The sequence below is a fragment of the Mesorhizobium xinjiangense genome, from assembly GCF_009749525.1.
GTDB classification, from domain to species: domain Bacteria; phylum Pseudomonadota; class Alphaproteobacteria; order Rhizobiales; family Rhizobiaceae; genus Mangrovimarina; species Mangrovimarina xinjiangensis.
Map to the genome: position 1 here is coordinate 102,399 of NZ_WOAC01000014.1, position 23,672 is coordinate 126,070.

General features: G+C 64.3%; 22 protein-coding genes and 1 other RNA gene. 9 read left to right on the forward strand and 14 right to left on the reverse strand.

What is annotated here, in order from left to right:
- Positions 1-79 precede the first annotated feature (79 nt).
- The 4 genes from ffs to GM909_RS16065 all read left to right on the forward strand — a co-directional run bounded on the left by ffs (position 80) and on the right by GM909_RS16065 (position 3,517).
- Positions 80-177: signal recognition particle sRNA small type (ffs, locus tag GM909_RS16050), an RNA gene on the forward strand.
- 96 nt (positions 178-273) lie between these two features.
- Positions 274-2,112 (forward strand): DNA polymerase III subunit gamma/tau, encoded by a 1,839-nt coding sequence (locus GM909_RS16055; RefSeq protein ID WP_157017599.1) that lies wholly within the window; start codon positions 274-276, stop codon positions 2,110-2,112.
- Between the two features lie 21 nt (positions 2,113-2,133).
- The gene (locus GM909_RS16060) at positions 2,134-2,457 is read left to right on the forward strand and encodes a YbaB/EbfC family nucleoid-associated protein (protein WP_157017601.1); all 324 of its coding nucleotides are present in this window, start codon (positions 2,134-2,136) and stop codon (positions 2,455-2,457) included.
- 79 nt (positions 2,458-2,536) lie between these two features.
- Positions 2,537-3,517 (forward strand): LLM class flavin-dependent oxidoreductase, encoded by a 981-nt coding sequence (locus GM909_RS16065; RefSeq protein ID WP_157017692.1) that lies wholly within the window; start codon positions 2,537-2,539, stop codon positions 3,515-3,517.
- A gap of 6 nt (positions 3,518-3,523) precedes the next feature.
- Here the strand turns inward: GM909_RS16065 and GM909_RS16070 are convergent, their stop codons facing one another.
- Positions 3,524-4,525: a 2-hydroxyacid dehydrogenase gene (locus GM909_RS16070; RefSeq protein ID WP_157017603.1), complete on the reverse strand. Its 1,002-nt coding sequence runs from the start codon at positions 4,523-4,525 to the stop codon at positions 3,524-3,526.
- Between the two features lie 169 nt (positions 4,526-4,694).
- On the opposite strand from GM909_RS16070, the gene GM909_RS16075 reads away from it, so the two are divergent.
- Positions 4,695-5,255: an SH3 domain-containing protein gene (locus GM909_RS16075; protein ID WP_157017694.1), complete on the forward strand. Its 561-nt coding sequence runs from the start codon at positions 4,695-4,697 to the stop codon at positions 5,253-5,255.
- Between the two features lie 19 nt (positions 5,256-5,274).
- Here GM909_RS16075 and irrA read toward each other — a convergent pair whose 3' ends face one another.
- Positions 5,275-5,697 carry an iron response transcriptional regulator IrrA gene (irrA, locus tag GM909_RS16080; protein WP_157017605.1) on the reverse strand — a complete coding sequence of 141 codons (423 nt, stop codon included), beginning with the start codon at positions 5,695-5,697 and terminating at the stop codon, positions 5,275-5,277.
- Positions 5,698-5,936: 239 nt separating this feature from the next.
- Here irrA and fabA point away from each other — a divergent pair, with 239 nt between their 5' ends.
- Genes fabA through fabI form a run of 3 tightly spaced genes read left to right on the forward strand, consistent with a single transcriptional unit; the run spans position 5,937 to position 8,537 of the window.
- Positions 5,937-6,449, forward strand: a complete 513-nt coding sequence (fabA, locus tag GM909_RS16085; RefSeq protein ID WP_157017607.1) for a 3-hydroxyacyl-[acyl-carrier-protein] dehydratase FabA — start codon at positions 5,937-5,939, stop codon at positions 6,447-6,449.
- A 49-nt stretch (positions 6,450-6,498) separates the two neighbouring features.
- Positions 6,499-7,719 (forward strand): beta-ketoacyl-ACP synthase I, encoded by a 1,221-nt coding sequence (fabB, locus tag GM909_RS16090; RefSeq protein ID WP_157017609.1) that lies wholly within the window; start codon positions 6,499-6,501, stop codon positions 7,717-7,719.
- 11 nt (positions 7,720-7,730) lie between these two features.
- Positions 7,731-8,537: an enoyl-ACP reductase FabI gene (fabI, locus tag GM909_RS16095; protein WP_157017611.1), complete on the forward strand. Its 807-nt coding sequence runs from the start codon at positions 7,731-7,733 to the stop codon at positions 8,535-8,537.
- Between the two features lie 237 nt (positions 8,538-8,774).
- On the opposite strand, the gene GM909_RS16100 is transcribed toward fabI, so the two are convergent.
- From GM909_RS16100 to rocF, 11 genes are all read right to left on the reverse strand, one after another.
- Positions 8,775-9,788, reverse strand: coding sequence for a class I SAM-dependent methyltransferase (locus GM909_RS16100; protein WP_157017613.1), 1,014 nt, complete (start codon positions 9,786-9,788; stop codon positions 8,775-8,777).
- A 234-nt stretch (positions 9,789-10,022) separates the two neighbouring features.
- Positions 10,023-12,176 carry a polyribonucleotide nucleotidyltransferase gene (pnp, locus tag GM909_RS16105; protein ID WP_157017615.1) on the reverse strand — a complete coding sequence of 718 codons (2,154 nt, stop codon included), beginning with the start codon at positions 12,174-12,176 and terminating at the stop codon, positions 10,023-10,025.
- A 276-nt stretch (positions 12,177-12,452) separates the two neighbouring features.
- Positions 12,453-12,722: a 30S ribosomal protein S15 gene (rpsO, locus tag GM909_RS16110; protein WP_157017617.1), complete on the reverse strand. Its 270-nt coding sequence runs from the start codon at positions 12,720-12,722 to the stop codon at positions 12,453-12,455.
- 329 nt (positions 12,723-13,051) lie between these two features.
- Entirely contained in the window at positions 13,052-14,035 is a 984-nt protein-coding gene (gene truB, locus GM909_RS16115; RefSeq protein WP_157017619.1) for a tRNA pseudouridine(55) synthase TruB, read from the reverse strand.
- Complete coding sequence (gene rbfA, locus GM909_RS16120; RefSeq protein ID WP_157017621.1) at positions 14,035-14,433, reverse strand: 30S ribosome-binding factor RbfA; 399 nt, start codon at positions 14,431-14,433, stop codon at positions 14,035-14,037. Before rbfA ends, truB begins: the two co-directional genes overlap by 1 nt.
- A gap of 232 nt (positions 14,434-14,665) precedes the next feature.
- Entirely contained in the window at positions 14,666-17,245 is a 2,580-nt protein-coding gene (infB, locus tag GM909_RS16125; RefSeq protein ID WP_157017623.1) for a translation initiation factor IF-2, read from the reverse strand.
- The gene (locus GM909_RS16130) at positions 17,242-17,892 is read right to left on the reverse strand and encodes an RNA-binding protein (RefSeq protein WP_157017625.1); all 651 of its coding nucleotides are present in this window, start codon (positions 17,890-17,892) and stop codon (positions 17,242-17,244) included. Before GM909_RS16130 ends, infB begins: the two co-directional genes overlap by 4 nt.
- 39 nt (positions 17,893-17,931) lie before the next feature.
- The gene (nusA, locus tag GM909_RS16135) at positions 17,932-19,530 is read right to left on the reverse strand and encodes a transcription termination factor NusA (RefSeq protein ID WP_157017627.1); all 1,599 of its coding nucleotides are present in this window, start codon (positions 19,528-19,530) and stop codon (positions 17,932-17,934) included.
- Positions 19,531-19,576: 46 nt separating this feature from the next.
- The gene (gene rimP, locus GM909_RS16140; protein WP_157017629.1) at positions 19,577-20,209 is read right to left on the reverse strand and encodes a ribosome maturation factor RimP; all 633 of its coding nucleotides are present in this window, start codon (positions 20,207-20,209) and stop codon (positions 19,577-19,579) included.
- Between the two features lie 159 nt (positions 20,210-20,368).
- On the reverse strand, positions 20,369-21,427 hold the full coding sequence (locus GM909_RS16145; RefSeq protein ID WP_157017631.1) for an ornithine cyclodeaminase: 1,059 nt from the start codon (positions 21,425-21,427) through the stop codon (positions 20,369-20,371).
- A 2-nt stretch (positions 21,428-21,429) separates the two neighbouring features.
- The gene (rocF, locus tag GM909_RS16150) at positions 21,430-22,350 is read right to left on the reverse strand and encodes an arginase (protein ID WP_157017633.1); all 921 of its coding nucleotides are present in this window, start codon (positions 22,348-22,350) and stop codon (positions 21,430-21,432) included.
- A 133-nt stretch (positions 22,351-22,483) separates the two neighbouring features.
- Between rocF and GM909_RS16155 the strand changes: the two genes are divergently transcribed.
- Positions 22,484-22,921 carry an Lrp/AsnC family transcriptional regulator gene (locus GM909_RS16155; RefSeq protein ID WP_157017635.1) on the forward strand — a complete coding sequence of 146 codons (438 nt, stop codon included), beginning with the start codon at positions 22,484-22,486 and terminating at the stop codon, positions 22,919-22,921.
- 34 nt (positions 22,922-22,955) lie between these two features.
- Here GM909_RS16155 and trmB read toward each other — a convergent pair whose 3' ends face one another.
- Entirely contained in the window at positions 22,956-23,654 is a 699-nt protein-coding gene (gene trmB / locus GM909_RS16160) for a tRNA (guanine(46)-N(7))-methyltransferase TrmB (protein ID WP_157017637.1), read from the reverse strand.
- Positions 23,655-23,672: the final 18 nt, after the last annotated feature.

The following is a 23,672-nucleotide window of genomic DNA, read 5'->3' on the forward strand; positions in this document are numbered from 1 at the left end:
CGAGGACGTGATCGCCGCGCGCAGCCGAATCCCGCAACGGCTCTTGCATTTGCCGCGCCAATTGACGATATGGGGATCGGGAGGTTGGTGGTGGACGAGCCACTCGCCAACCGGGTCAGATCCGGAAGGAAGCAGCCCTAACGAGCCACGGCACGGGTCATCGTGCCAGCCTCCCACCTCTTTCCCCGCCCCCGCATTGACGGCCGGCGTTCCCCGCGCAAGAGTTCCGGCTCTGTGGAAACGAGTCTTGCAAGACGGAGCGACATTCGAGCCATGAGCGAGGCCGGCACAGCCGACAGGTCGAAAACGGACGGCGCCTATCGCGTTCTGGCGCGCAAGTACCGGCCGACCAATTTCTCCGAACTCATCGGCCAGGAGCCGATGGTGCGCACGCTGACTAATGCGTTTGCCGCCGGACGGATCGCCCAGGCCTGGATGCTCACCGGCGTGCGCGGCGTCGGCAAGACGACCACGGCCCGCATTCTCGCACGAGCTTTGAATTACAGGACGGCGGAGATCGACCAGCCGACGATCGACCTCACCGTGGAGGGCGAGCACTGCCGGGCGATCATGGAAGGCCGCCATGTCGACGTGATCGAGATGGACGCCGCCTCGCATACCGGCGTCGACAATATGCGCGAACTGCTCGAGCAGGTGCGCTATGCGCCGGTTGCGGCGCGCTACAAGGTCTACATCATCGACGAGGTGCACATGCTGTCCGGCGGCGCCTTCAACGCCATGTTGAAGACGCTGGAAGAACCGCCGCCGCATGTGAAGTTCATCTTCGCCACGACCGAGATCCGCAAGGTGCCTATCACCATCCTGTCGCGCTGCCAGCGTTTCGACCTTCGCCGCATCGATGCGACCGTGATTGCCGAGGATCTCAAGCGCATCGCCGGCCTGGAAAACATCGCGGCCGAGGACGAAGCGCTCGCCATGGTGGCCCGGGCGGCCGAAGGCTCGATGCGCGATGCGCAGTCGATCTTCGACCAGGCGATCGCCCACAGCGCCGGCAAGGTCACCGCCGAAACGGTGCGCTCCATGCTCGGGCTTGCCGACCGCGCGCGCGTGGTCGACCTGTTCGAGCATCTCATGAGCGGCAATGTCGCTGCCGCGCTGGCCGAATACCGCTCGCAATACGACGCCGGCGCCGATCCGGCGGTCGTGCTGACCGACCTTGCCGAATTCAACCACCTCGTCACCCGCATCCGCTTCGTTCCCGATGCCGCGCACGACGCTTCCCTGACCGAGGAGGAACGCCGACGCGGCGAGGAATTCGCCGGCAAGCTCTCCGTGCGCGTGCTCTCGCGCGCCTGGCAGATGCTGCTCAAGGGCATTTCGGAGGTCCAGAACGCACACCGGCCGGTGAGCGCCGGCGAGATGGTGCTTATCCGCATCGCGCATGCGGCCGATCTGCCGACGCTCGACGAGGCGCTGAAATCGCTCGAAAGCGGCGACCGGGTGGCTGCCGACGTCCCGCGGCCGGACCCCGCTCCGGTCGGCGCGCCAGGCAATGGCGGCGCTGGCGGCGGCGCAGGTGCGACCGCGGTGGCGAACCGGCACGTCGTATCCTCGGGCAACGGCAATGCCCCGGCCATGCGTCTGGTCGAGCCGTCGCCGGCCGCCGCGCCGTCGCCGGTCGCCGCGCCGGAACCGCCGCCGCAGCCGGAAGAGCCACAAGTGCCGATCGCCTCGCTGGAGGACGTCGCAGCCCTTGCCGACGCCAATCGCGACATGGCCTTCAAGGTCCAGCTCAAGCGTTGCGTGCGCCTGGTGCGCATCGAGCCCGGATTGCTCGAGGTGAGCCTTACCGAGGACGCGCCGAAGACGCTGCTCAACGATCTGACGACGCGGCTGAAGAGCTGGAGCGGGCGCAACTGGTTCGTATCCCTGTCGCGCGAACCGGGCGGCGAGACCCTGGCCGAGATCGAGGATAACCGGCGCGAGAGCGCCATCGTCGACGCCAAGGCCGATCCGACGGTGGCGGCGGTGCTGGCGCGCTTTCCAGGCGCCCGCATTACCGATGTGCGCATCTTCGAGGCCGAGGATGAGTTGAACCCGGCGGACATTGCCGACGACGGCGACATTGACGATGATGACGACGAACTTTGAACAGACCGCGAGGATAGCGAGATGAAAGATCTGATGGGCCTGATGGGAAAGGCCAAGGAAATGCAGGCCAAGTTCGAGGCCATGCAGGAAGAGGTCGCCAGTCTCGAGGCCACCGGTCAGGCCGGCGGCGGGCTGGTCAGCGTGACGCTGTCGGGCAAGGGCGAGATGAAGTCCTTGAAGGTCGACCCGTCGCTTTTCAAGGAAGAGGAAATCGAGATTCTCGAGGACTTGATCCTCGCCGCGCACAACGACGCCAAGGCCAAGATCGAGGCGCTGATGCAGGAAAAGAGCAAGGACCTGACGGCCGGCCTGCCGATCCCACCCGGATTCAAGCTGCCGTTCTGAGGCTGGCGCGGCGTCATCTTCAATTCTTTTGAAGTATCCCTGCCTTGGCTCTCGCAAAAGCTGAACCTACATGGCGGCGATGATACCGATTTCAGTCCTCGATCTTTCGCCCGTTGCCGAAGGCACCGATGTCGCCCAGTCGTTGAAGAACACGCTTGATCTGGCGCAGCATGCCGAGCGCTGGGGCTACAGGCGCTACTGGCTGGCCGAACACCACAACATGCCCGGCATCGCCAGCGCCGCCACCGCGGTCGTCATCGGCCACGTGGCCGGCGGCACTTCGACGATCCGCGTCGGCGCGGGCGGCATCATGCTGCCCAATCACGCGCCCCTGATGGTGGCCGAAGCCTTCGGCACGCTGGCGGCGCTCCATCCCGGCCGCATCGACCTCGGGCTTGGCCGGGCGCCCGGAACCGACATGGCGACGGCCCGCGCCCTGCGCCGCAACATGAATTCGGACGTCGATTCCTTTCCGCAGGACGTCGTGGAGCTGATGTCCTATTTCCGCGAACCGCAGGAAGGCCAGCGCGTGCGCGCGGTGCCGGGCGCCGGCCTGGACGTTCCGGTGTGGATGCTCGGGTCGAGCCTGTTCGGGGCGCAACTGGCCGCAGCGCTCGGTCTGCCCTACGCCTTCGCCTCGCATTTCGCGCCGGGCGAACTGGAGAACGCCGTGCGCATCTACCGCGAACGGTTCGAACCGTCGGAACATCTCGACAAGCCCTATGTGATGCTCGGCCTCAACGTCATTGCGGCGGAAACGGACGAAGAGGCACGCTATCTCTTCTCGTCCCTGCAACAGGCTTTTGTAAATTTGCGCAGCGGCCGGCCCGGCAAACTGCCCGCGCCGGTGGAGAATTTCGAGGCGGGGCTGGAGCCGATGGCCAAGGCAGTGCTCGACCAGGCGCTGTCCTGCGCCGTGGTCGGATCGCCCGAGACGGTGCGGCGCGGCGTCGAGGCATTTGCCGCGCGCACCGGGGCCGACGAGCTGATGGTGACGGCGCAGATATTCGATCACGCCAAGCGCCTGCGTTCCTTCGAAATCCTGGCAGACGCTATCTGAGGCCGGTTACAGCCTGTTCGGCAACACGCGGTCGGGCGGGCGGTGCCCGTCGAAGAAGGTGCGAATGTTGATGAGCACCTTGTCGCCCATGTCGATGCGGCCCTCGATGGTGGCCGAGCCCATATGGGGCAGGAGCACGATCTTTCCCTTGGCGGCGAGCTTCACCAGCTTCGGATTGACGGCCGGTTCGTGCTCGAAGACATCGAGCCCGGCGCCGGCCAGCTTGCCCGCCTCGACCATCTCGATCAGCGCCTTCTCGTCGATGATCTCGCCGCGCGCAGTATTGACGATGTAGGACGTCGGCTGCATCAGCGCGAGACGGCGCGCCGAAAGCAGATGGAACGTGGCCGGCGTCGAGGGACAGTTGACCGAGATGATGTCCATGCGGGCGAGCATCTGGTCGAGGCTTTCCCAATAGGTCGCCTCCAACTCGTCTTCGATGTCCGGCATGACGCGGTTGCGGTTGTGATAGTGGATCGACAAGCCGAAGGCCTTGGCGCGGCGGGCCACGGCCGTGCCGATGCGCCCCATGCCGACAATCCCGAGACGCTTGCCCCAGATGCGGTGCCCGAGCATCCAAGTCGGCGACCAGCCGTTCCACTTGCCGTCGGCGCCCAGTATGTTGGCGCCCTCTATGAGGCGGCGCGGGACGGTCAGGATAAGGCCCATCGTCATGTCGGCCGTGTCCTCGGTCAGGACGTTCGGCGTATTGGTGACGGCTATTCCCTTCTCGGAAGCGGCCTCGACGTCGATATGGTCGACCCCGTTGCCGAAATTGGCGATCAGCTTGAGCTGCGGACCGGCCTGGGCGATCAGCGCGGCATCTATGCGGTCGGTGATGGTCGGCACGAGAACCTCGGCCTCCTTGACCGAAGCAACAAGCTCGGGCTGGGTCAGCGGCTTGTCGTCGATGTTCAGCCGGGTGTCGAAAAGCTCGCGCATGCGGGTTTCGACGGGATCCGGCAGCTTCCGCGTGATGACCACCAAAGGTTTTTTTCTGCCCGCCATCGTTTCCTCGCGTCCGGGTCCTGTTGAGACCTCTTTAACCAAGACAGGCGATAGTCGAAAGCCGTATCAGCCCGGCTCCTGTGTACCAACAGGTCCGGGCAATGACAAAGAAAAACAGGTCTGCGCGCCAGTCCCTTCCCGGGCGCGCCTCATGGAAAGAGGAATGCAATTGTCTCGCTACGTGTCGCTTCGCCTGATTGTCAGCGCCGCGCTCGTGGGGCTTGCCGTCGCCACGCTGCCCACACTTTCCGGCTTCGACGGCAAAGCCGTGGCGCAGACGGTTACGCGTGGACCGAGCGGCCTGCCGCTGCCACGATTCGTCAGCCTCAAGGCGAGCCGGGCCAACCTGCGCGTCGGTCCGGGCCGCTCCTATTCGGTGGACTGGATGTATATGAAGTCCGGCCTGCCGATGGAGATCATCCAGGAATACGGCAACTGGCGCCGGGTGCGCGATTCGGAAGGCACCGAAGGGTGGATCAACCAGTCGCTGCTATCGGGCCGGCGGACCGGCCTCGTCACACCCTGGAACCGCGACAAGGATACGGTGATCAATCTGCTCCAAGAACCCGACGAGGGAGCGCGCGTCGTGGCGGTGCTGCAACCCGGCACGCTGGGCACGATCAGTGCCTGCAACGGGAGTTGGTGCGAGATGCGCTTCGACGGCCATGAGGGCTGGATCGGCCAGACACAGATCTGGGGCGCCTATCCGGATGAGCGGATCACCGACTGATCCGCCGCGGCCGCATGTTTCAGCCGCGCTTGTGCCGCAGCCGCACCACGATGTCGATATTGGCGATTTCCATGCCTTCCGGCGGTTCCGGGAGGTTGGTCACCGTGACCGGTCCGCCGGCGATATCGAGCAGGGTGTTGTCACTCTCGATATAGAAATGGTGATGGTCCGACGTGTTGGTGTCGAAATAGGTCTTGGCACCCTCCACCGCGACAATGCGCAGCATGCCCGCTTCGGTGAACTGGTGCAGCGTGTTGTAAACGGTGGCGAGCGAAACCGGGAAGCCGGCCGCCAGTGCCTCTTCGTGCAGTTCTTCTGCCGCGAGATGACGGTCGCCCTTGGCAAACAGCAGGCCGGCCAGCGCCACGCGCTGCCGCGTCGGACGCAAGCCGGCCGACCGCACCTTGGCGGTCACTTCCGTTTCGTCGATCCGTTCCTGCATATGGTCCCGTTCCAATATCCGATGGGCGCACGCACATCGCGGTGCATATCAACGCCGATGCAGCAATCCCCTCCACAGCATATATTCCGTCGGCAATTGCAGATCAATAGCACCACATTGACCCGTGCCCCGCATCACGATAAGCGCAGGCATCGGTTTTCGGCTGCCAGCCGTCCGTGCTAGTGATGCAATCGACAAAGATCGGCAGAGTGCCGACGGGGACGAGCGGGAAGGATTCAATGTCGGACAGAAAATCCAGCTTCGGGTATGAAGAGCTTCTCGCATGCGCCAGGGGAGACCTGTTCGGCCCCGGCAATGCCCAATTGCCGGCCCCGCCAATGCTGATGTTCGACCGCATCACCGAGGTGAGCGAGGAAGGCGGAGAATTCGGCAAGGGCTTCATCCGGGCCGAATTCGACATCAAGCCGGATCTCTGGTTCTTCCCCTGCCATTTCATCGGCAATCCGGTCATGCCCGGCTGTCTCGGGCTTGATGCGCTGTGGCAGATGACAGGCTTCTTCCTCGGCTGGCTCGGCCTGCCCGGCAAGGGCATGGCGCTGTCGACGGGCGAGGTCAAGTTCAAGGGCATGGTCACGCCGGACGTCAAGAAGGTCGAATACGGCGTCGATTTCAAGCGCATCATGCGCGGGCGGCTCGTGCTGGGGATCGCCGACGGCTGGTTGAAGGCCGACGGAGAACCCATCTATCAGGCCACCGACCTGAAGGTCGGTTTGTCCAAACAGGAAGCATGAACCGGATTCACATACGGGCATCCTGCCTCCAGCCTCCAAGGAGAGCCACATGAGACGCGTCGTCGTCACCGGACTGGGTATCGTGTCCTCGATCGGCAACAATGCCGATGAAGTCGAGGCTTCGCTGCGCGAAGCCAAATCCGGCATCACTTTCTCCGAGGAATTCGCCGAACACGGCTTCCGCTGCCAGGTCTGGGGCGCGCCGACGCTCGACCCGGCCGAGCATGTCGACCGGCGCGCGCTGCGCTTTCTGTCGAAGGGAGGCGCCTGGAACCACATCGCCATGGAGCAGGCGATCGCCGATGCCGGCCTCGAGCAGAGCGACGTCACCAACGAACGCACCGGCATCATCATGGGTTCGGGCGGCCCGTCCACCCGCACCATCGTGGAAGCCGCCGAAACGACCATCAAGAACAAGAGCCCCAAGCGCATCGGGCCGTTCGCTGTGCCCAAGGCCATGTCCTCGACCGCATCGGCGACGCTCGCCACCTGGTTCAAGATCCATGGCGTCAACTATTCCATCTCGTCGGCCTGCTCGACGTCGGCGCACTGCATCGGCAATGCGGCGGAGATGATCCAGTGGGGCAAGCAGGACATGGTCTTTGCCGGCGGCCATGAGGATCTCGACTGGACGATGTCGAACCTGTTCGACGCCATGGGCGCCATGTCGTCCAAGTACAACGACCGGGCGAGCGTGGCTTCGCGCGCCTATGACGTCGACCGTGACGGGTTCGTGATCGCCGGCGGCGCCGGCGTTCTGGTGCTCGAGGAACTGGAGCACGCCAAGGCACGCGGCGCCAAGATCTATGCCGAGATCACCGGCTACGGCGCGACATCGGATGGTTTCGACATGGTGCAGCCTTCGGGCGAAGGCGCGGTGCGCTGCATGCGCCAGGCGCTCTCCAACGTCGAGGGCAAGGTCGACTACGTCAACACGCACGGCACGTCGACGCCCGTCGGCGATTCGCGCGAAATTGCCGCGATCCGTGAAGTCTTCGGCGAGGACATGCCGCATATCGCCTCGACCAAATCGCTCACCGGCCACTCGCTGGGCGGTGCCGGGGTGCAGGAATCGATCTACTCGATCCTGATGATGCAGGCTGGCTTCATCGGTGAAAGCGCTCATATCGAGAAGCTGGACCCCGAATTCGAAGGCGCCCCGATCGTGCGCCAGCGCATCGACGATGCGAAGATCGACACGGTCCTGTCGAACTCCTTCGGCTTTGGCGGTACCAACGCCACGCTCGTCTTCCAGAGATATTCTGCCTAGGAACCCCGGCCATGACAGCGATTATGCAGGGCAAGCGCGGCCTGGTTATGGGTGTCGCCAACGACCATTCTATTGCCTGGGGGATCGCCAAGGCGCTTGCCGGGCACGGCGCCGACCTTGCCTTCACCTATCAGGGCGAGGCATTCGGCCGGCGCGTCAAGCCGCTTGCCGACAAGGTCGGCGCGAAGCTGATCCTGCCGTGTGACGTCGAGGATGGCGCATCGATCGATTCGGTCTTCGAAACGCTCGGCAACGAGTGGGGCGGCCTCGATTTCATCGTTCACGCAATCGGCTTTTCCGACAAGAACGAGCTCAAGGGCCTTTATGCCGACACGACGCGCGACAATTTCGTGCGCACGATGGTCATCTCCTGCTTCTCGTTCACGGAAGTGGCGCGCCGGGCGGCCGCAATGATGGGCGAGGGTTCGTCCATGCTCACCCTCACCTATGCCGGCTCGGAACGCATCATGCCGAACTACAACGTCATGGGTGTCGCCAAGGCCGCGCTCGAAGCGAGCGTGCGCTATCTCGCCTATGATTTCGGTCCGCGCGGCATTCGCGTCAACGCCATCTCTGCCGGGCCTGTGCGCACGCTTGCCGGTTCGGGCGTGGCTGATGCCCGCCATATGTTCGCCTACCAGAGCCGCAACGCGCCGCTCCGGCGCACGGTCAATATCGACGAGGTCGGCAATTCGGCCTTCTACCTCCTGTCGGACCTGTCGTCAGGCGTCACCGGCGAGATCCACTATGTCGATTCGGGCTACCACATCACCTTGATGCCGACGCTGGATGAGCTGAAGAGCTGGGAACGCGGCTAGCGCGCGTTCGCTTCAAACGGAAACGTTTGAAGCAAAGATATGCGCGCCAGATCAATATGTTGGAACATGTACCTTTCGCTCAAACGATTCCGTTTGAGCGGGACATGTTCTAAAGCAATTCCAGGAGAAGTGGGAACCGGTTCTCCGTCCGGAATTGCGTCGAAATCAAATGGTTAGATCGGCATCCGATCCCGTGAAACGGTGCGCCGATCTAACTGCCGCGCGTCCCGCGCGTGTTCAGCGGCGCGCCCACAGAACCTTGAAACGCTCGTTGCGTGCCGTTTCACCGTGGCTGCCGAAGGCCGCCTCCAGCATCCTTTCATAGGGCAGCGGATTGTTGGCGACCATGAAGAGCCTGCCGCGCGGCTTGAGCGCGGCCGAGGCCGCGCGGATCATGCCTTGCCCGATCACCGGATCGGCCGCCCGCCCCTGATGAAAGGGCGGGTTCATGACAACAAGATCGTATTGCCGGGTGACGGGTTCGTGCAGCAGGTCGCGCCAGAACAGTCCGAGCGGCACATCGCCGGCAAGCGGCGCCAGATTGCGCCCGGCCGCCTGCAGCGCGGCATGGTCGGCCTCATAGAGGTCGAGCGCGTCGATTGCCTCGCCACGACGCAGCACTTCTGCCGAAAGATACCCCCAGCCGGCGCCGAAATCGGCCACGCGCCCGAAAATAGCGTCCGGCAGATGCCGGGCCAGCAGCTCGGAGGCGGGATCGATACGGTCGTGCGAAAACATGCCGGGCGCGGTCTCGAACCGGCCGTCGACGCGGTCCCGCGGCCCGGGCTGCAGCCTGTCGACGGCGCCAGGGTCGTTGTTGCGGAACCAGAAGGCGATGCCATGATGCTTGGACAGATGGTCCTCCAGCGGCACGATGCGGGCGGTCCGCTTGCGCAGACTGTCCGCGCCATCCTTCTTGCTGCCGGCCACAACGACGAGGCCGCCGGGCGCCACCCGTCGCACGGCCTCAGCCAGCCAGGCTTCGTTCTGCCCGCGATGGCGGCCAGCCAGCACCAGCGCCATGTCATAGGCCTCACCCTCGGCGTCGGGCGCCACCGAATAGCCGCGCTGCTCCATTCCCAAGTAAGCCGGCCGAAAACCCTGGACGGCCTGCAGCGCATCGCAAAAGCCGGAGGGCGGGCGCAGATTTTCCGGCGCACCGATAAAAAGCACGCGCGTATCCGCGCCCGGCATGGCGAGAATTTCGGCCTCGAATGGATAGAAAAGGGTCTTCTGGGTGTCGTCGGTCACGGGCTTCGAACCATATTTGTACCAACGGGACGGGCCCGTCATTCAGACTTGGCCAGCGTAACGAAATAAGGCCGGAATCCAATCCGTGATGCTGCTCCCTGACACTCACGGTCCGAAGTGGCTCCCAGAAAACCTTCGCTCCGGCTTTCGGGATGACGCCAAGGGGCGCGGAACGGAAAACGGGCGCGCCCAAAGGCGCGCCCGCCGGCTCCGTCCCAGCCCTTTCGTCGGAGATCAGGCCTCGGCGTCTTCTTCCGCCTCTTCCTTCTTCTTCTTGGCGTCGATCTCCTTGCCCGTCTCCTGGTCGACGACCTTCATCGACAGGCGAACCTTGCCGCGCTCGTCAAAGCCCATCAGCTTGACGAAAACCTTGTCGCCTTCCTTGACCACGTCGGTGGTCTTGGCGACGCGTTCCGGCGCCAGCTGCGAGATGTGCACAAGACCGTCGCGCGGGCCGAAGAAATTGACGAATGCGCCGAAATCGGCGGTCTTGACGACCGTGCCTTCATAGATCTCGCCGACTTCCGGCTCGGCCACGATGGTGTGGATCCACTTCTTCGCCGCCTCGATCTCCTTGGCGTTGGAAGAGGCGATCTTCACCGTACCGTCGTCGTCGATGTTGACCTTGGCACCGGTCTTCTCGACGATCTCGCGGATGACCTTGCCGCCCGAGCCGATAACGTCGCGGATCTTGTCGGTCGGGATCTGCATGACCTCGATGCGCGGCGCGAACTCGCCAAGCTCGGAGCGGCTCTCGGTGATCGCCTTGGCCATTTCGCCGAGGATATGCTCCCGGCCGTCCTTGGCCTGGTCGAGGGCGACCTTCATGATCTCCTCGGTGATGCCAGCGATCTTGATGTCCATCTGCAGCGAGGTCACGCCGTCGGACGTGCCGGCGACCTTGAAGTCCATGTCGCCGAGATGATCCTCGTCACCGAGAATGTCGGAGAGCACCGCGAAGCGCTCGTCCTCCTTGATCAGTCCCATGGCAATGCCGGCCACCGGACGGGCCAGCGGAACGCCGGCATCCATAAGTGCCAGCGAGGTGCCGCAGACGGTCGCCATGGAGGACGAACCGTTGGATTCGGTGATCTCGGAGACGACGCGCAGCGTATAGGGAAACTGCTCGACGCCCGGCAGGATGGGATGGATGGCGCGCCAGGCGAGCTTGCCGTGGCCGATCTCGCGGCGGCCGGGCGAACCCATGCGGCCCGTCTCGCCGACGGAGTAGGGCGGGAAGTTGTAGTGGAGCAGGAAACGCTCCTTGTAGGTGCCGGTCAGAGCGTCGATGAACTGCTCGTCCTCTCCCGTGCCGAGCGTCGCGACGGCGATCGCCTGGGTCTCACCACGGGTGAACACGGCCGAACCGTGCGTGCGCGGCAGGACACCGACCTCCGACACGATCGGCCGAACGGTCTTGAGATCGCGTCCGTCGATGCGCGCGCCGGTGTCGAGGATGTTCCAGCGCACGATCTTGGCCTGGAGATCCTTGAACACGGTGCCAACCTGCTCGGCCGTCCATGCGGTCTCCTCGGCATCCTCCGGCAGCAACGCCTCCTTGGCCTTGGCCTTGGCGGCGTCGACGGCGGCGTAGCGCTCCTGCTTGTCGGTGAACTTGTAGGCGGCGCGCAGGTCGTCCTCGATCAGCCCGAGCATCTCCTTCTCGAGCGCCGAGAGGTCTTCCGTCGAATGCTCGCGCGGCTCCTTGGCCGCCACTTCGGCCAGCTTGATGATGGCGTCGATGACCGGCTGGAAGCTCTTGTGGCCGAACATGACCGCGCCGAGCATGACGTCCTCGGCCAGTTCGTGGGCTTCCGATTCCACCATCAGGACCGCATCGGCCGTACCGGCGACGATGAGGTCGAGCTTGGATTCCGGCATCTCGTCGATATGCGGATTGAGCACATACTCGCCATTGATGTAGCCGACACGGGCGCCGCCGATCGGGCCCATGAAGGGCACGCCGGAAAGCGTCAGCGCGGCGGAAGCAGCGACCATGGCGACAACGTCCGGGTCATTTTCCAGATCGTGCTGCAGGACGGTCAGAACCACCTGCGTGTCGTTCTTGTAGCCGTCTGCGAAGAGCGGGCGGATCGGCCGGTCGATCAGGCGCGACGTCAGTGTTTCCTTCTCGCTAGGACGGCCCTCGCGCTTGAAGAAGCCGCCCGGAATCTTGCCGGCGGCAAACGTCTTTTCCTGATAATTGACGGTGAGCGGGAAGAAATCGAAGCCGGGCTTCGGTTCCTTGGCCGAGACGACCGTGGCGAGAACGACGGTTTCGCCATAGGTGGCAAGCACGGCGCCGTCGGCCTGACGTGCGATCTTGCCGGTTTCCAGGATGAGCGGACGCCCGCCCCATTCGATTTCGACTTTGTGGTGATTGAACATGTCTTGTCCTTCATATGGCGAAGGCGGCCGCGCCTTTCGTGGCGGCGGCGAACCTTCGGACAGGCTTCGTTGCGGACGAGCCACGGGCAAGACAGCGGGAAGTCCTCTTCAAGTCCGCGCCGTTGGCGCCGGGCTTCCTGCAATCCTGCCCCATGACCGGTCCATGGTCGGTTTCCCATCCTGCCTTTCACAGATGGAAACCGGTTCGGGCCGTGCGTTGCACAGGCCCTGATATCCGAACGGCGGACCCCTTGTCGGGATCCGCCGGTCAGACAATCAGCGACGCAGACCGAGCTTCTTGATCAGCGTCTGGTAGCGCGCGACATCCTTCCTCTTGAGATAGTCGAGGAGGCTGCGGCGCTGCGAGACCAGCTTGAGCAGGCCACGGCGGGAATGGTTGTCCTTGGCGTGGTCCTTGAAGTGTTCGGTCAGGTTCGTAATGCGCTCCGTCAGAATCGCCACCTGGACCTCCGGCGAACCGGTGTCACCCTTGACGGTGGCATATTCGTTCAGCAATTCCTGCTTGCGCTCGGCAGTGATCGACATCGTGGTTTCCTTTCTGTTCTATTTTCAGGAAATGGAGACGCCCACGGCCGGGATGTCGTCCAGCGGGGGCCACTCATGCAAAACGCCTATAGCGCGATGCTGCGGCGCATATAGTGGAAAATGCCGGCGATTGCCAGAAATAAATGCCATGGCGCGCATTCGTTTCAAACGGAAACGTTTGAAGCAAAGATATGCGCGCCAGATCAATATGCTGGAACATGTACCTTTCGCTCAAACGATTCCGTTTGAGCGAAAGGTACATGTTCAAGCGCGTTCGCAAAGGAAGATCGAGCAATTCGTATGGCCTTGTACTGCCAGAACAACTCTGCTTACCCGGTAAACACCCGCTTCGGCTTGAACATCCCGCCCTCGACGGCGCCGATGGCGACCAGCCGGCCGCGCAAGGTGGCGCAAGCCTCGTCGGCCTCGGCGGGCGCATCGCGGCCGCGAAGAATGACGGGATTGCCCAGGCGCACGCGGTTGGCCGCATCGTCGCTCAAGGCCACCTGAGGAAGACAGTCGAGTGCGGCCACGGTTTCCACCAGCAGCGCATCGAGCGCGGCGAAGCGGCCGGCGTCCGCTCCCAGATCGGGCTTCGGCGCAGTTTCACCATCTGCCGGCTTTGGCGGCAGTGGCGGCGCGACGGCCTCCAGTTGCTCCAGCGTCACGAAATCCTCGCTCGTAAACGGCTCGACCTCGAGGCGGCGCAGGTCCGATATGTGGCCGAAACAGCCGATGTCGCGGCCCATGTCGCGCGCCAGGCTGCGCACATAGGTGCCCTTGCCGCATTCGATCTCGAAAACGGCATGGGTCTCGTCAGGACATTCAATGAGTTCGAGCCGGCCGATCTCGACCTCGCGGGCAGGGATCTCCAGCGCCTCGCCTTCGCGCGCCAGGTCATAAGCGCGTTCTCCGCCGATCTTGATCGCCGAGAATTGCGGCGGGGTCTGCATGATGAGGCCGGTATATTTCGGCAACAGCGCGCGGATCGCCTCGGCGCTCGGGCGTTCTGCGGAGGTTCGGGTCACCTCGCCTTCCAGATCGTCAGTCGAGCGCTCCTCGCCCCAGCCGACGGTGAAGCGATAGACCTTGGCGCCGTCCATGACATAGGGCACGGTCTTCGTCGCCTCGCCGAGCGCGATCGGCAGCATGCCGGAGGCCAGCGGATCGAGCGTGCCGGCATGGCCGGCCTTGTCCGCCTTGAACAGCCATTTGATCTTGGACACGGCCTCCGTCGAGCCCATGCCGACGGGCTTGTCGAGCACCACCCAGCCGGATACGGGCCGGCCCTTCTTCTTGCCGCGCCGCGCCATCACTCACCATCCTCTTCGTCATGGCCCAGATCCCGTGCCACCTCGGGCGAGCGCAGGATGTCATCGATCTTCGACATGTTGTCGAAGCTGGTATCGAGGCGGAACCGGAACTCGGGCATGTATTTGAACTGGCGCAACGCGGTCGAGACGCGTCCGCGAATAAATTTCGCATTGCGCGCCAGTGCCTTGATGACCGCCTGGTCGTCGGCCGCGCCGAGCGGAGAGATGAAGGCTGTGGCAATCTTGAGATCGGGCGACATGCGCACTTCGGATATGGAAAGCACCGTGGTCTCGAGCAGATCGTCGCGCACCTCTCCGCGCTGCAGAACGTCGGAGAGGGCGTGGCGCACCTGTTCGCCGACGCGAAGCTGGCGCTGGGAAGGACCGGAGGAAGTCATATGTGGTCTCTTGGTACCGGGTTTCGCCGGAGCCAAGGCGACCCCGGTTCATCTATTCAATCTAAAATTCCGGAGCACGGCATCCCGTCCTCGTGGTTCGGCAGGCTCACAAGAGGGCTACTGCCGACGCCAACGTGGCCATTGTTGCGGGGCCGGCCTCGAACCCGCGCCTTCACCCTCATCCTGAGCCTGTCGAAGGGCGAGGGTGAACGCACGGAGCCGATTGCAGCCGCTACAGCGACCGCGTCACCATCTCCACGCGGTAGGCCTCGATGACGTCGCCGGCACGGATGTCTTCGTAGTTCTCGAAGGCCATGCCGCATTCCTGGCCGGCCGGAACCTCGGCCACCTCGTCCTTGAAGCGCTTCAGCGTCTTGAGCTTGCCCTCGTGGATGACGACATTGTCGCGGATCAGCCGCACGCCGGCCCCACGCTCGACCTTGCCCTCGGTGACACGGCAACCCGCAACCTTGCCGACCTTGGTGATGTTGAAGACCTCGAGAATCTCCGCATTGCCAAGGAAAGTCTCGCGGCGTTCGGGCGACAGCAGGCCCGACATCGCCGCCTTCACGTCATCCACGAGATTGTAGATGATGTTGTAGTAGCGGATTTCGATGCCCGCCTGCTCGGAGGCTTCGCGCGCCTGCTTGTTGGCGCGTACGTTGAAGCCGATGATGGCAGCCTCGGACGTCTCGGCCAGCGCGACATCGCTCTCGGTGATGCCGCCGGCGCCCGAATGGACGACGCGCGCACGCACCTCGTCGGTCGACATCTTCTCCAGCGCGGCGACGATCGCCTCGACCGAGCCCTGCACGTCGGCCTTGATGATCAGCGGGAATTCCTTCATCCCGCTCGTCTGCAACTGCGACATCATCTGCTCGAGCGAGCCGCGCTGGCCTGCACTGCGTGCAACGGCCTTCTCGCGCGCCTTGCGCTGGCGGTATTCGGTGATCTCGCGTGCCCGCGCCTCGGATTCGACCGTGGCAAAACGGTCCCCGGCCTGCGGCGTGCCCTGGAGACCCAGGACTTCGGCCGGGGTCGACGGCCCCGCTTCCGTCATCTGCTCGCCGCGATCGCTGATAAGGGCGCGCACCTTGCCCCATTCATTGCCGGCCACGATGATGTCGCCAGGCAACAGCTTGCCGGTCTGGACCAGAACGGTAGCCACAGGTCCGCGACCCTTGTCGAGCTTGGCCTCGATGACCACGCCTTCCGACGTGCGCTCGGGATCCGCTTTCAAGTCGAGGAGTTCGGCCTGCAACAGGATGGTCTCAAGCAGCTTGTCCAGGTTGGTGCCCTTGGTCGCCGACACCTCCACGTCGAGGACATCGCCGCCCATGGATTCCACGAACACCTCGTGCTGCAGGAGCTCAGTGCGCACCTTGCTCGCATCGGCCTCCGGCTTGTCGATCTTGTTGATCGCAACGATGATCGGGACGCCGGCCGCCTTGGCGTGATTGATCGATTCGATCGTCTGCGGCATCACGCTGTCGTCGGCGGCAACCACCAGCACGGCAATGTCGGTGGCCTGGGCGCCGCGGGCGCGCATCGCCGTGAAGGCGGCGTGGCCGGGCGTATCGATGAAGGTGATCTTCTGCCCGTCCTGCTCGACCTGATAGGCGCCGATATGCTGGGTGATGCCACCCGCTTCGCCGGCAACCACATCGGCATGGCGGATCGCATCGAGCAGCGACGTCTTGCCGTGATCGACATGGCCCATGATGGTAACGACCGGCGGACGCTGCTTCTGGTTTTCCGGCTTGTCGGGAATGCCGAAGAGGCCTTCCTCAATGTCGGATTCGGCGACGCGCTTGACGGTGTGACCGAACTCGACTGCCACCAGTTCCGCCGTGTCGGCGTCGATGACGTCGCCCGGCTTGAGGATCTGGCCCTGCTTCATGAAGAACTTCACCACGTCCACGGCGCGCTCGGCCATGCGGCCGGCCAGCTCCTGGATGGTGATCGTCTCCGGCAGGATGACCTCGCGCGAAATCTTCTCACGCGTCTCCTGATGCATGGCCCGCTTGAACTTTTCCTGGCGCCGGCGCATTGCCGAGAGCGAGCGGCTCCGCCCCTCCTCGCCAGACAGGGCGCTGTTGAGCGTCAGCTTGCCGCGGCGGCGATCCGCCTCGCCGCGTCCGCGCGCAGGACGCGGATCGGGCGCGGGAGTGCGCTTGGGCGGCGGGGCGCTCGGCCGCGCCTTGCTCTTGGCGGCCGCATCGGCTTCCACGGTCGCGGGCGACGCCTCGGGCTCGGGTGCGCGACGGCGTGCTTCTTCCTCGGACCTGCGGCGGGCATCGGCCTCGGCCTTCAGGCGCTCCTCTTCCTCGGCCTGGCGGCGCGCCGATTCCTCGCGTTCCTTGGTCCGGCGCTCATCTTCCTCGGCCCGGCGCTTGGCCTCTTCGGTGGCGCGTTGGCGGTCCTCGGCCTCGCGCACCTTGGCACCCTCGAGCGCCCGGCGGCGCGCCTGCATCTCTTCGCTCGACAACTCGTTGAGCACCATGCCCGAGCGCTCGGCCTGCTGCGGCGCGGTGCGCGGCGCTTCCTGCGCGGGGGCGGGTGCAGGTGCGGGCATCGGCGCGGAATGGGTCGCGGACTGCGGGTTTGGCGCGGCAGGCGCAGGCGCCACCTCCGGCTTTTCACCCGGAATGGTGAATTTGCGCTTCTTGGTCTCGACAACGACCGACTTCGAGCGGCCATGCGAGAAGTTCTGGCGCACAGTACCCTGCTCCATTCCCGGACGCTTCAGCGTCAGGGTCTTCTTCGCATTCACGCTCAATGTCTTGTCGTCGCCCGATTTCGTATCCGTCATTCCGTATCCTTTAAGGCGCCGTCTCTATCGGCGAAACCCGTAACCGCCCTGCGGTCGTCCGGGGATCCGCCCCGGTAACGGTCAAGCGCCACCATACGCTTGAGCACCGCCTTGCCCGCGTCTCCGCCGAGCACGGCAGCATGTATCACATTTGTGCCCCCCAATGCCAAACCCAATTCCGATTCGGAAAAGAGTCCGTAGCCGGGAATATCGGGGCCTCCGGCATGAACCGTTGCGCGCCGCGCCTGGGCGATCTTGCGAATACCGTCGGAGGACGCCTCATGCGCATGCAATACGGCAATGGCCTTGCCGCTGCGCACCGCGCTTTCGACCTTGGCCGCACCCAATGCCACGAGGCCGGCCTTGCGGGCAAGCCCCAGCGTGCCGAGCGTCGCGGCAACCATCAAGGCATCGACACGCATGCCGAGCTCCGGATCGACCTTCACATCCGCCTTGAAAGCGCGGCGGAACAGATTCTTGCGTGCCGCCTCGTCGACATGGGCGCGCGCCGCGCTAACCCAGCAGCCGCGCCCCGGGAGCTTTCGCTTGAGATCCGGAACGACCGACATGTCGGGTCCCACGACGAAACGGATCAAGCCATCCGGCTCGCCCGTCCGGCGTGTCACGATGCATGTTCGTTCGGCCATTCCGTCCAATCGAAACTCCGCTTGCGCCCACCATGACGATCAGGCGTCTGCCTGCGCGGCTTCTTCTTCCGCCTCGACGGGAGCCAGATCTTCTTCGGTGATCCAGCCCATCTTCATACGCGAGGCGAGAACCATCTGCTCGGCATCGGCACGACTGATGCCAAAAGCGTCAAGCACTCCGGGAAAGAACTTGGTCTCGCCGTCCTTGCGTTCCTTCCATCCGACGAGATCGTCGATTGCGTAGCCGGCGAAATCCTCCAGCGTTTTCACGTCGTCTTCGCCAAGGGCGACCAACATCGCAGTGGTGATGCCCGGGATGTCACGCAGTTCGTCGGAAACACCCAACTCCTTGCGCTTGGCGTCGTGCTCTGCCTCGATGCGCTCGAGATATTCGCGCGCACGCTGCTGGACCTCGCTCGCCACGTCCTCGTCGAAGCCGTCGATCGAGGCGATCTCGTCCAGTTCGACGTAAGCCACTTCCTCGACCGAGGTGAAGCCTTCGGATGCAAGGACCTGGCCAACCATCTCGTCGACGTTGAGGGCCTCCATGAAGAGATTCGAACGTTCGACGAACTCCTTCTGACGCCGCTCGCTCTCTTCCTGCTCGGTGAGAATGTCGATGTCCCAGCCGGTGAGCTGCGAGGCCAGCCGCACATTCTGGCCGCGCCGGCCGATCGCCAGCGAAAGCTGATCGTCGGGCACCACGACCTCGATGCGCTCGGCCTCCTCGTCGAGAACGACCTTGGCCACCTCGGCCGGCTGCAGCGCATTGACGATGAAGGCGGCGGCATCTTCCGACCAGGGAATGATGTCGATCTTCTCGCCCTGCAGCTCGCCCACGACCGCCTGGACGCGGCTGCCGCGCATGCCCACGCAGGCGCCGACCGGATCGATCGAGCTGTCGCGCGAAATCACTGCGATCTTGGCGCGCGAACCGGGATCGCGAGCAACCGACTTGATCTCGATAATGCCGTCATAGATCTCCGGCACTTCCATGGTGAACAGCTTCGCCATGAACTGCGGATGGGTGCGCGACAAAAAGATCTGCGGGCCGCGCTGCTCGCGCCGCACGTCATAGACATAGGCGCGCACGCGATCGCCATATTTGAAATTCTCGCGCGGGATCAACTCGTCACGGCGGATGATGGCCTCGCCACGGCCGAGATCGACGATCACATTGCCGTATTCGACGCGCTTGACCGAGCCGTTGACGATCTCGCCGATGCGGTCCTTGTACTCGTCATACTGCCGGTCGCGCTCGGCCTCGCGCACCTTCTGCACGATGACCTGCTTGGCCGACTGGGCGGCGATGCGGCCGAAATCCATCGGCGGCAGCTGCTCGGCGATGAAATCGCCGACCTGGGCGTCGGGATTGCGGTGGCGGGCCTCATCGAGCAAGACCTCGCGCATCGGCTCCTCGACGGCTTCGACGACTTCCATCAAGCGCTGCAGCTTCATCTCACCCGTCTGCGAGTTGATGTCGGCGCGGATGTTGGTTTCCTGGCCGTAGCGCGAGCGGGCCGCCTTCTGGATCGCGTCGGCCATGGCGGACAGGACGATCTGCTTGTCGATCGACTTTTCCCGCGCCACCGCATCTGCGATCTGCAGAAGCTCCAGACGGTTTGCACTGACTGCCATTATGGTCTCCCTTGCATCGGTCCGCATGCTCGCGCGGACCGCGAAATCATTCGTCCGTTTCGTGTTCGTCTTCTTCGCCGCCGGCCTCGATGCCGCGGCGCTTCTTTTGTTCCTGGCGCGCCTTCTTGTCCATTTTCAGCGCGTCCTCGACAAGATCGTCGGTCAGGATCAGCCGCGCCTCGGCAATCGCCTCATAGGGCACCCGCACAGCCGGTTCGTCGCCATAGCTCGCAGCGTCGCGCTCGATCAGCACGTCATCGGAACCGGCTTCGGCGATCCGGCCGCGAAACCGCTTGCGATCGGCGATGAGCGTCGAGGTCTCGATCTTCGCCAGATGCCCGGCCCATTGCGCGAAATCGCTTTTGCGCACCAGCGGGCGATCGATGCCCGGAGACGACACTTCCAGATGATAAGCCTTATCGATCAGGTCCTCAACGTCGAGCAGCGGCGAAACCGCACGGCTCACCTCCTCGCAGTCGGCGACCGTCATCGTGCCGTCCTCGCGCTCGGCCATGATCTGCAGCGTCAGGCCGTTCTGACCGGATAGCCGCACCCGCACCAGGCGAAACTCCATCGACCGCAACAGCGGCAGGATAAGCAGCGCTATGCGCGCTTCGAGCCCTGTCTCGCGGATAAGGCGATCGTCGTTCGCAGTCTGGTTGGTGCTTTCGTCGGACATATGGTCTCCGCTCGGGCCGCAGGAAACAAAAAAGAGCGGGACCGGGTGGACCCACTCTTGTTCAAAGCGACCAAGAATTTGATGCGCATATAGCGCCGATCGAGGCCATTTGCAAGGGCCGGGACGCCGATGACCCCGTTCCCGCGCGGACGCGCAAGCTCAGGCCGGCAACGCGGCCGCCCGCATGAGCATGCCGAACAGGTCGCGCGGATCGTCGGGATCGGCGAGCAGGTCGAGCTCGTCGAAATACGGCGTCGTGCGGATGAGGTCGCGCATGTAGCGCAGGGCCGAGAAATCCTCCACCGCAAAGCCCACCGAATCGAACAGCGTGATCTGGTCGCGGCCCGCGCGGCCGGCCGCCTTGCCGGTGATCACCTGCCACAGCTCCGTCACCTCATGGTCCTTTTCGAGCTGCTGGATCTCGCCCTCGACGCGCGTCTGCGGCGGGTATTCGACGAAGATCGAGGATCGCAGGAGAATGTCGCGGTGAAGCTCGGTCTTGCCCGGACAGTCGCCCCCGGCGGCGTTGATGTGGATGCCGGGCCCGACCATGTTGTCGGTCAGGATGGTCGCATATTGCTTGTCGGCGGTGACGGTGGTGACGATGTCGGCACCCTCGACCGCCGCCTCGGGCGAGGCGCAGACGGCAATGTCGAAGCCGCGTCCGGCGAGGTTCTTCGCGCAGCGTTCGCTGGCCGTGCGGTCGATGTCGTAGAGCGACAGCCGGTCGATGCCGACCAACGACCTGAAGGCGACGGCCTGGAATTCCGACTGAGCGCCATTTCCGATTATCGCCATCGAGCGCGCACCCTCAGGCGCCAGAAATTTCGCGGCAAGCGCCGACATGGCCGCCGTGCGCAGCGCCGTCAGGATGGTCATTTCCGTAATCAGCACGGGATAGCCCGTATCCACCTCGGCCATGACGCCGAAAGCGGTCACGGTCTGGCGCCCTTCCTTCGTGTTCTTGGGGTGGCCGTTGACATATTTGAAGCCATATGACTCGCCGTCGCTGGTCGGCATCAGTTCGATCACGCCCTCACGCGAATGCGTGGCGACGCGCGGCGTCTTGTCGAATAGTTCCCAGCGGCGGAAGTCCTCCTCGATATAGCCGGCGAGTGCGGCCAGGAAGCGCTCGATGCCGACGGCGTGGACGATGCGCATCATGTTTTCCACGCTGACGAAGGGCACCAGCGCGAGGGCGGAAGGGGCATATCCCATGATCAAAAGCTCCGTGTCGGGCGGTCCATGATGCGGCGGCCCATCAGGCTCGCCACGAGGTCGACGATCAGGGTAGCGGTGCGGCCGCGCTCGTCGAGGAAGGGATTGAGCTCGACCAGATCGAGGCTCGAGACGAGGCCGCTGTCGCACAGCATCTCCATGGTCAGATGCGCCTCGCGAAAAGTCGCGCCGCCCGGCACCGTGGTGCCGACGGCCGGCGCAATGCCGGGGTCGAGAAAATCGACATCGAAGCTGACATGGAGCAGGCCGTTCTCGGCCTTCACGCGGGCCAGAAACTCTCGCAACAATGGTGCGACGCCATGCTCGTCGACGGCGCGCATATCGTGAACAGTGACGCCGGCCGCCTTCAGCGCCCGGCGCTCGGCCGGGTCGACGCTGCGCACGCCGAAGACGCATATGTGCGCCGGATCGACGCTGGCCTCCAGGTCCGGGAAACTGCCCGCAAAGCCCGTTTGGCCGCTGGCATAGGCAAGCGGCACGCCGTGCAGGTTGCCGCTCGCGGTGGTGTCGAGCGTGTGGAAATCGGGATGGGCATCAAGCCACAGAACGGACAAGGGCCTACCCGCGGCCGCCGCCCGGCGCGCCACCCCCGAAAGCGTCCCGGCCGAAATCGAATGATCGCCGCCAAGGAAGATCGGCATGGCGTCGGACGACGCCTCGAAGGCGGCATCGCTCAGCAAGGCGGTCCAGGCCGCGACTTCCGGCAGCGCCTTGAGCGCGGCGTTGCCATGCGTCACCGGCCTCGGTAGCGGGGCGGCGAGCGTGCCCATGTCGGTGACGGTGTGGCCGAGTTCGGTAATGGCCGCGACCAGGCCGGCCGTGCGCAGCGCGCTCGGCCCCATCTCGCAGCCCATGCGGCCCGCACCGTCTTGAACCGGCGCACCGACGATCCGGCAATGCATGAACGATCACTCCCTGCTTTGTCTGCAGGTACGATCGAACCCGATTGAGCCGGCAATCTGAATATCAAATATTGGCAATTAATACAGGCTGAATTATCATTTCGATCAGCATATCTATCCAAAATGGCATGTCATGGACGAACTCAACACAAGGCTTGTCACCCTGCTGCGCCATGACGGGCGGCGCAGCATTTCCGATCTCGCCATCGATCTCGGCGTATCGCGCGCAACGGTGCGGGCACGCATGGAGCGGCTCGAGCGGAGCGGCGAGATCCTCGGCTATACGGTGATCCTGCGCGCCGACGCCGTCGACCAGACGGTGCGCGGCATCATGCTGATCGAGATCGAGGGGCACGCCGCCGACCGCGTCATCAAGGCACTTGGGGGATTTTCCGAAGTGTCGACCATTCACACGACCAACGGCCGCTGGGACCTCGTGGTAGAGCTCGGTACCGATTCATTGAGCGCGTTCGACGCCGTCCTGCGGCGCATAAGGCTCATTCCCGGCATCACCGGCAGCGAGACGAGCCTGTTGCTGGCGACGCCGCGCTCGACAAGGGCGCGGTTATAGGGGCGGCATCAAAGCCGGGCCGCATCCCGCCTCCCTACACCCTGAAAAATGTCAGATAGGCTGGCGTGCGGCCTTCGCGGATCGCCTTGGCCTCGTAGCGCGTGCCGGGCCAGCCCTCATAGGGCGTGCGCCAGTCGTCGGCTGAAGAAGCCTGCCATTCGAAGGCCGGATGAGCGCCGCAGTGGGCGAGCGTCCAGTTGACATAGGTGTCGATGTCGGAGGCGAAGCGAAAGCGGCCGCCCGGTTTCAGCACGCGGGCGAAACGGTGGAGATTGACCGGGCTGACGAAACGCCTTTTCCAGTGCTTCTTCTTCGGCCACGGATCGGGATAGAGAAGATCGATCCCGTCGATGGTGCCCTCTGGCAGCCAGTCGAGCAGCACGGTCGCGTCGTCATCGTGCAGGCGGATGTTGGGCAGGGGCGCAGCGTCGTAAGCCTGCAGGAATTTGGCCATGCCGTTGATGAACGGCTCGACGCCGATGAAACCGGTTTCGGGAAACCGGCTTGCCTCGTGATGCAGATGCTCGCCGCCGCCAAAGCCGATCTCCAGGCGGACCTCGGCGACAGCGGCAGCAAACAGGCTTTTCAGGTTGGGCGGCGCGGGCCTGTCCAGATCGAGCGCCAGCTCGGGCAGGCGCCGGGCGTGAATCTCACGCGCCCGGACGCGCAAGGCCTTGCCGCGGCGCCGGCCGAAGAAGGCTTCCGTCGAGCGGGAACGACGTTGCTCTGCCATGACGAAAGCCTCTGCCGG

Bases quoted from the DNA above. Each gene is read 5' to 3' on its own strand.
- GM909_RS16055 (WP_157017599.1), top strand. From the start codon at position 274: ATGAGCGAGGCCGGCACAGCCGACAGGTCGAAAACGGACGGCGCCTAT.
- GM909_RS16060 (WP_157017601.1), top strand. From the start codon at position 2,134: ATGAAAGATCTGATGGGCCTGATGGGAAAGGCCAAGGAAATGCAGGCC.
- GM909_RS16065 (WP_157017692.1), top strand. From the start codon at position 2,537: ATGATACCGATTTCAGTCCTCGATCTTTCGCCCGTTGCCGAAGGCACC.
- GM909_RS16070 (WP_157017603.1), bottom strand. From the start codon at position 4,525: ATGGCGGGCAGAAAAAAACCTTTGGTGGTCATCACGCGGAAGCTGCCG.
- irrA (WP_157017605.1), bottom strand. From the start codon at position 5,697: ATGCAGGAACGGATCGACGAAACGGAAGTGACCGCCAAGGTGCGGTCG.
- fabA (WP_157017607.1), top strand. From the start codon at position 5,937: ATGTCGGACAGAAAATCCAGCTTCGGGTATGAAGAGCTTCTCGCATGC.
- fabB (WP_157017609.1), top strand. From the start codon at position 6,499: ATGAGACGCGTCGTCGTCACCGGACTGGGTATCGTGTCCTCGATCGGC.
- fabI (WP_157017611.1), top strand. From the start codon at position 7,731: ATGACAGCGATTATGCAGGGCAAGCGCGGCCTGGTTATGGGTGTCGCC.
- pnp (WP_157017615.1), bottom strand. From the start codon at position 12,176: ATGTTCAATCACCACAAAGTCGAAATCGAATGGGGCGGGCGTCCGCTC.
- rpsO (WP_157017617.1), bottom strand. From the start codon at position 12,722: ATGTCGATCACTGCCGAGCGCAAGCAGGAATTGCTGAACGAATATGCC.
- truB (WP_157017619.1), bottom strand. From the start codon at position 14,035: ATGGCGCGGCGCGGCAAGAAGAAGGGCCGGCCCGTATCCGGCTGGGTG.
- rbfA (WP_157017621.1), bottom strand. From the start codon at position 14,433: ATGACTTCCTCCGGTCCTTCCCAGCGCCAGCTTCGCGTCGGCGAACAG.
- infB (WP_157017623.1), bottom strand. From the start codon at position 17,245: ATGACGGATACGAAATCGGGCGACGACAAGACATTGAGCGTGAATGCG.
- GM909_RS16130 (WP_157017625.1), bottom strand. From the start codon at position 17,892: ATGGCCGAACGAACATGCATCGTGACACGCCGGACGGGCGAGCCGGAT.
- nusA (WP_157017627.1), bottom strand. From the start codon at position 19,530: ATGGCAGTCAGTGCAAACCGTCTGGAGCTTCTGCAGATCGCAGATGCG.
- rimP (WP_157017629.1), bottom strand. From the start codon at position 20,209: ATGTCCGACGAAAGCACCAACCAGACTGCGAACGACGATCGCCTTATC.
- GM909_RS16145 (WP_157017631.1), bottom strand. From the start codon at position 21,427: ATGGGATATGCCCCTTCCGCCCTCGCGCTGGTGCCCTTCGTCAGCGTG.
- rocF (WP_157017633.1), bottom strand. From the start codon at position 22,350: ATGCATTGCCGGATCGTCGGTGCGCCGGTTCAAGACGGTGCGGGCCGC.
- GM909_RS16155 (WP_157017635.1), top strand. From the start codon at position 22,484: ATGGACGAACTCAACACAAGGCTTGTCACCCTGCTGCGCCATGACGGG.
- trmB (WP_157017637.1), bottom strand. From the start codon at position 23,654: ATGGCAGAGCAACGTCGTTCCCGCTCGACGGAAGCCTTCTTCGGCCGG.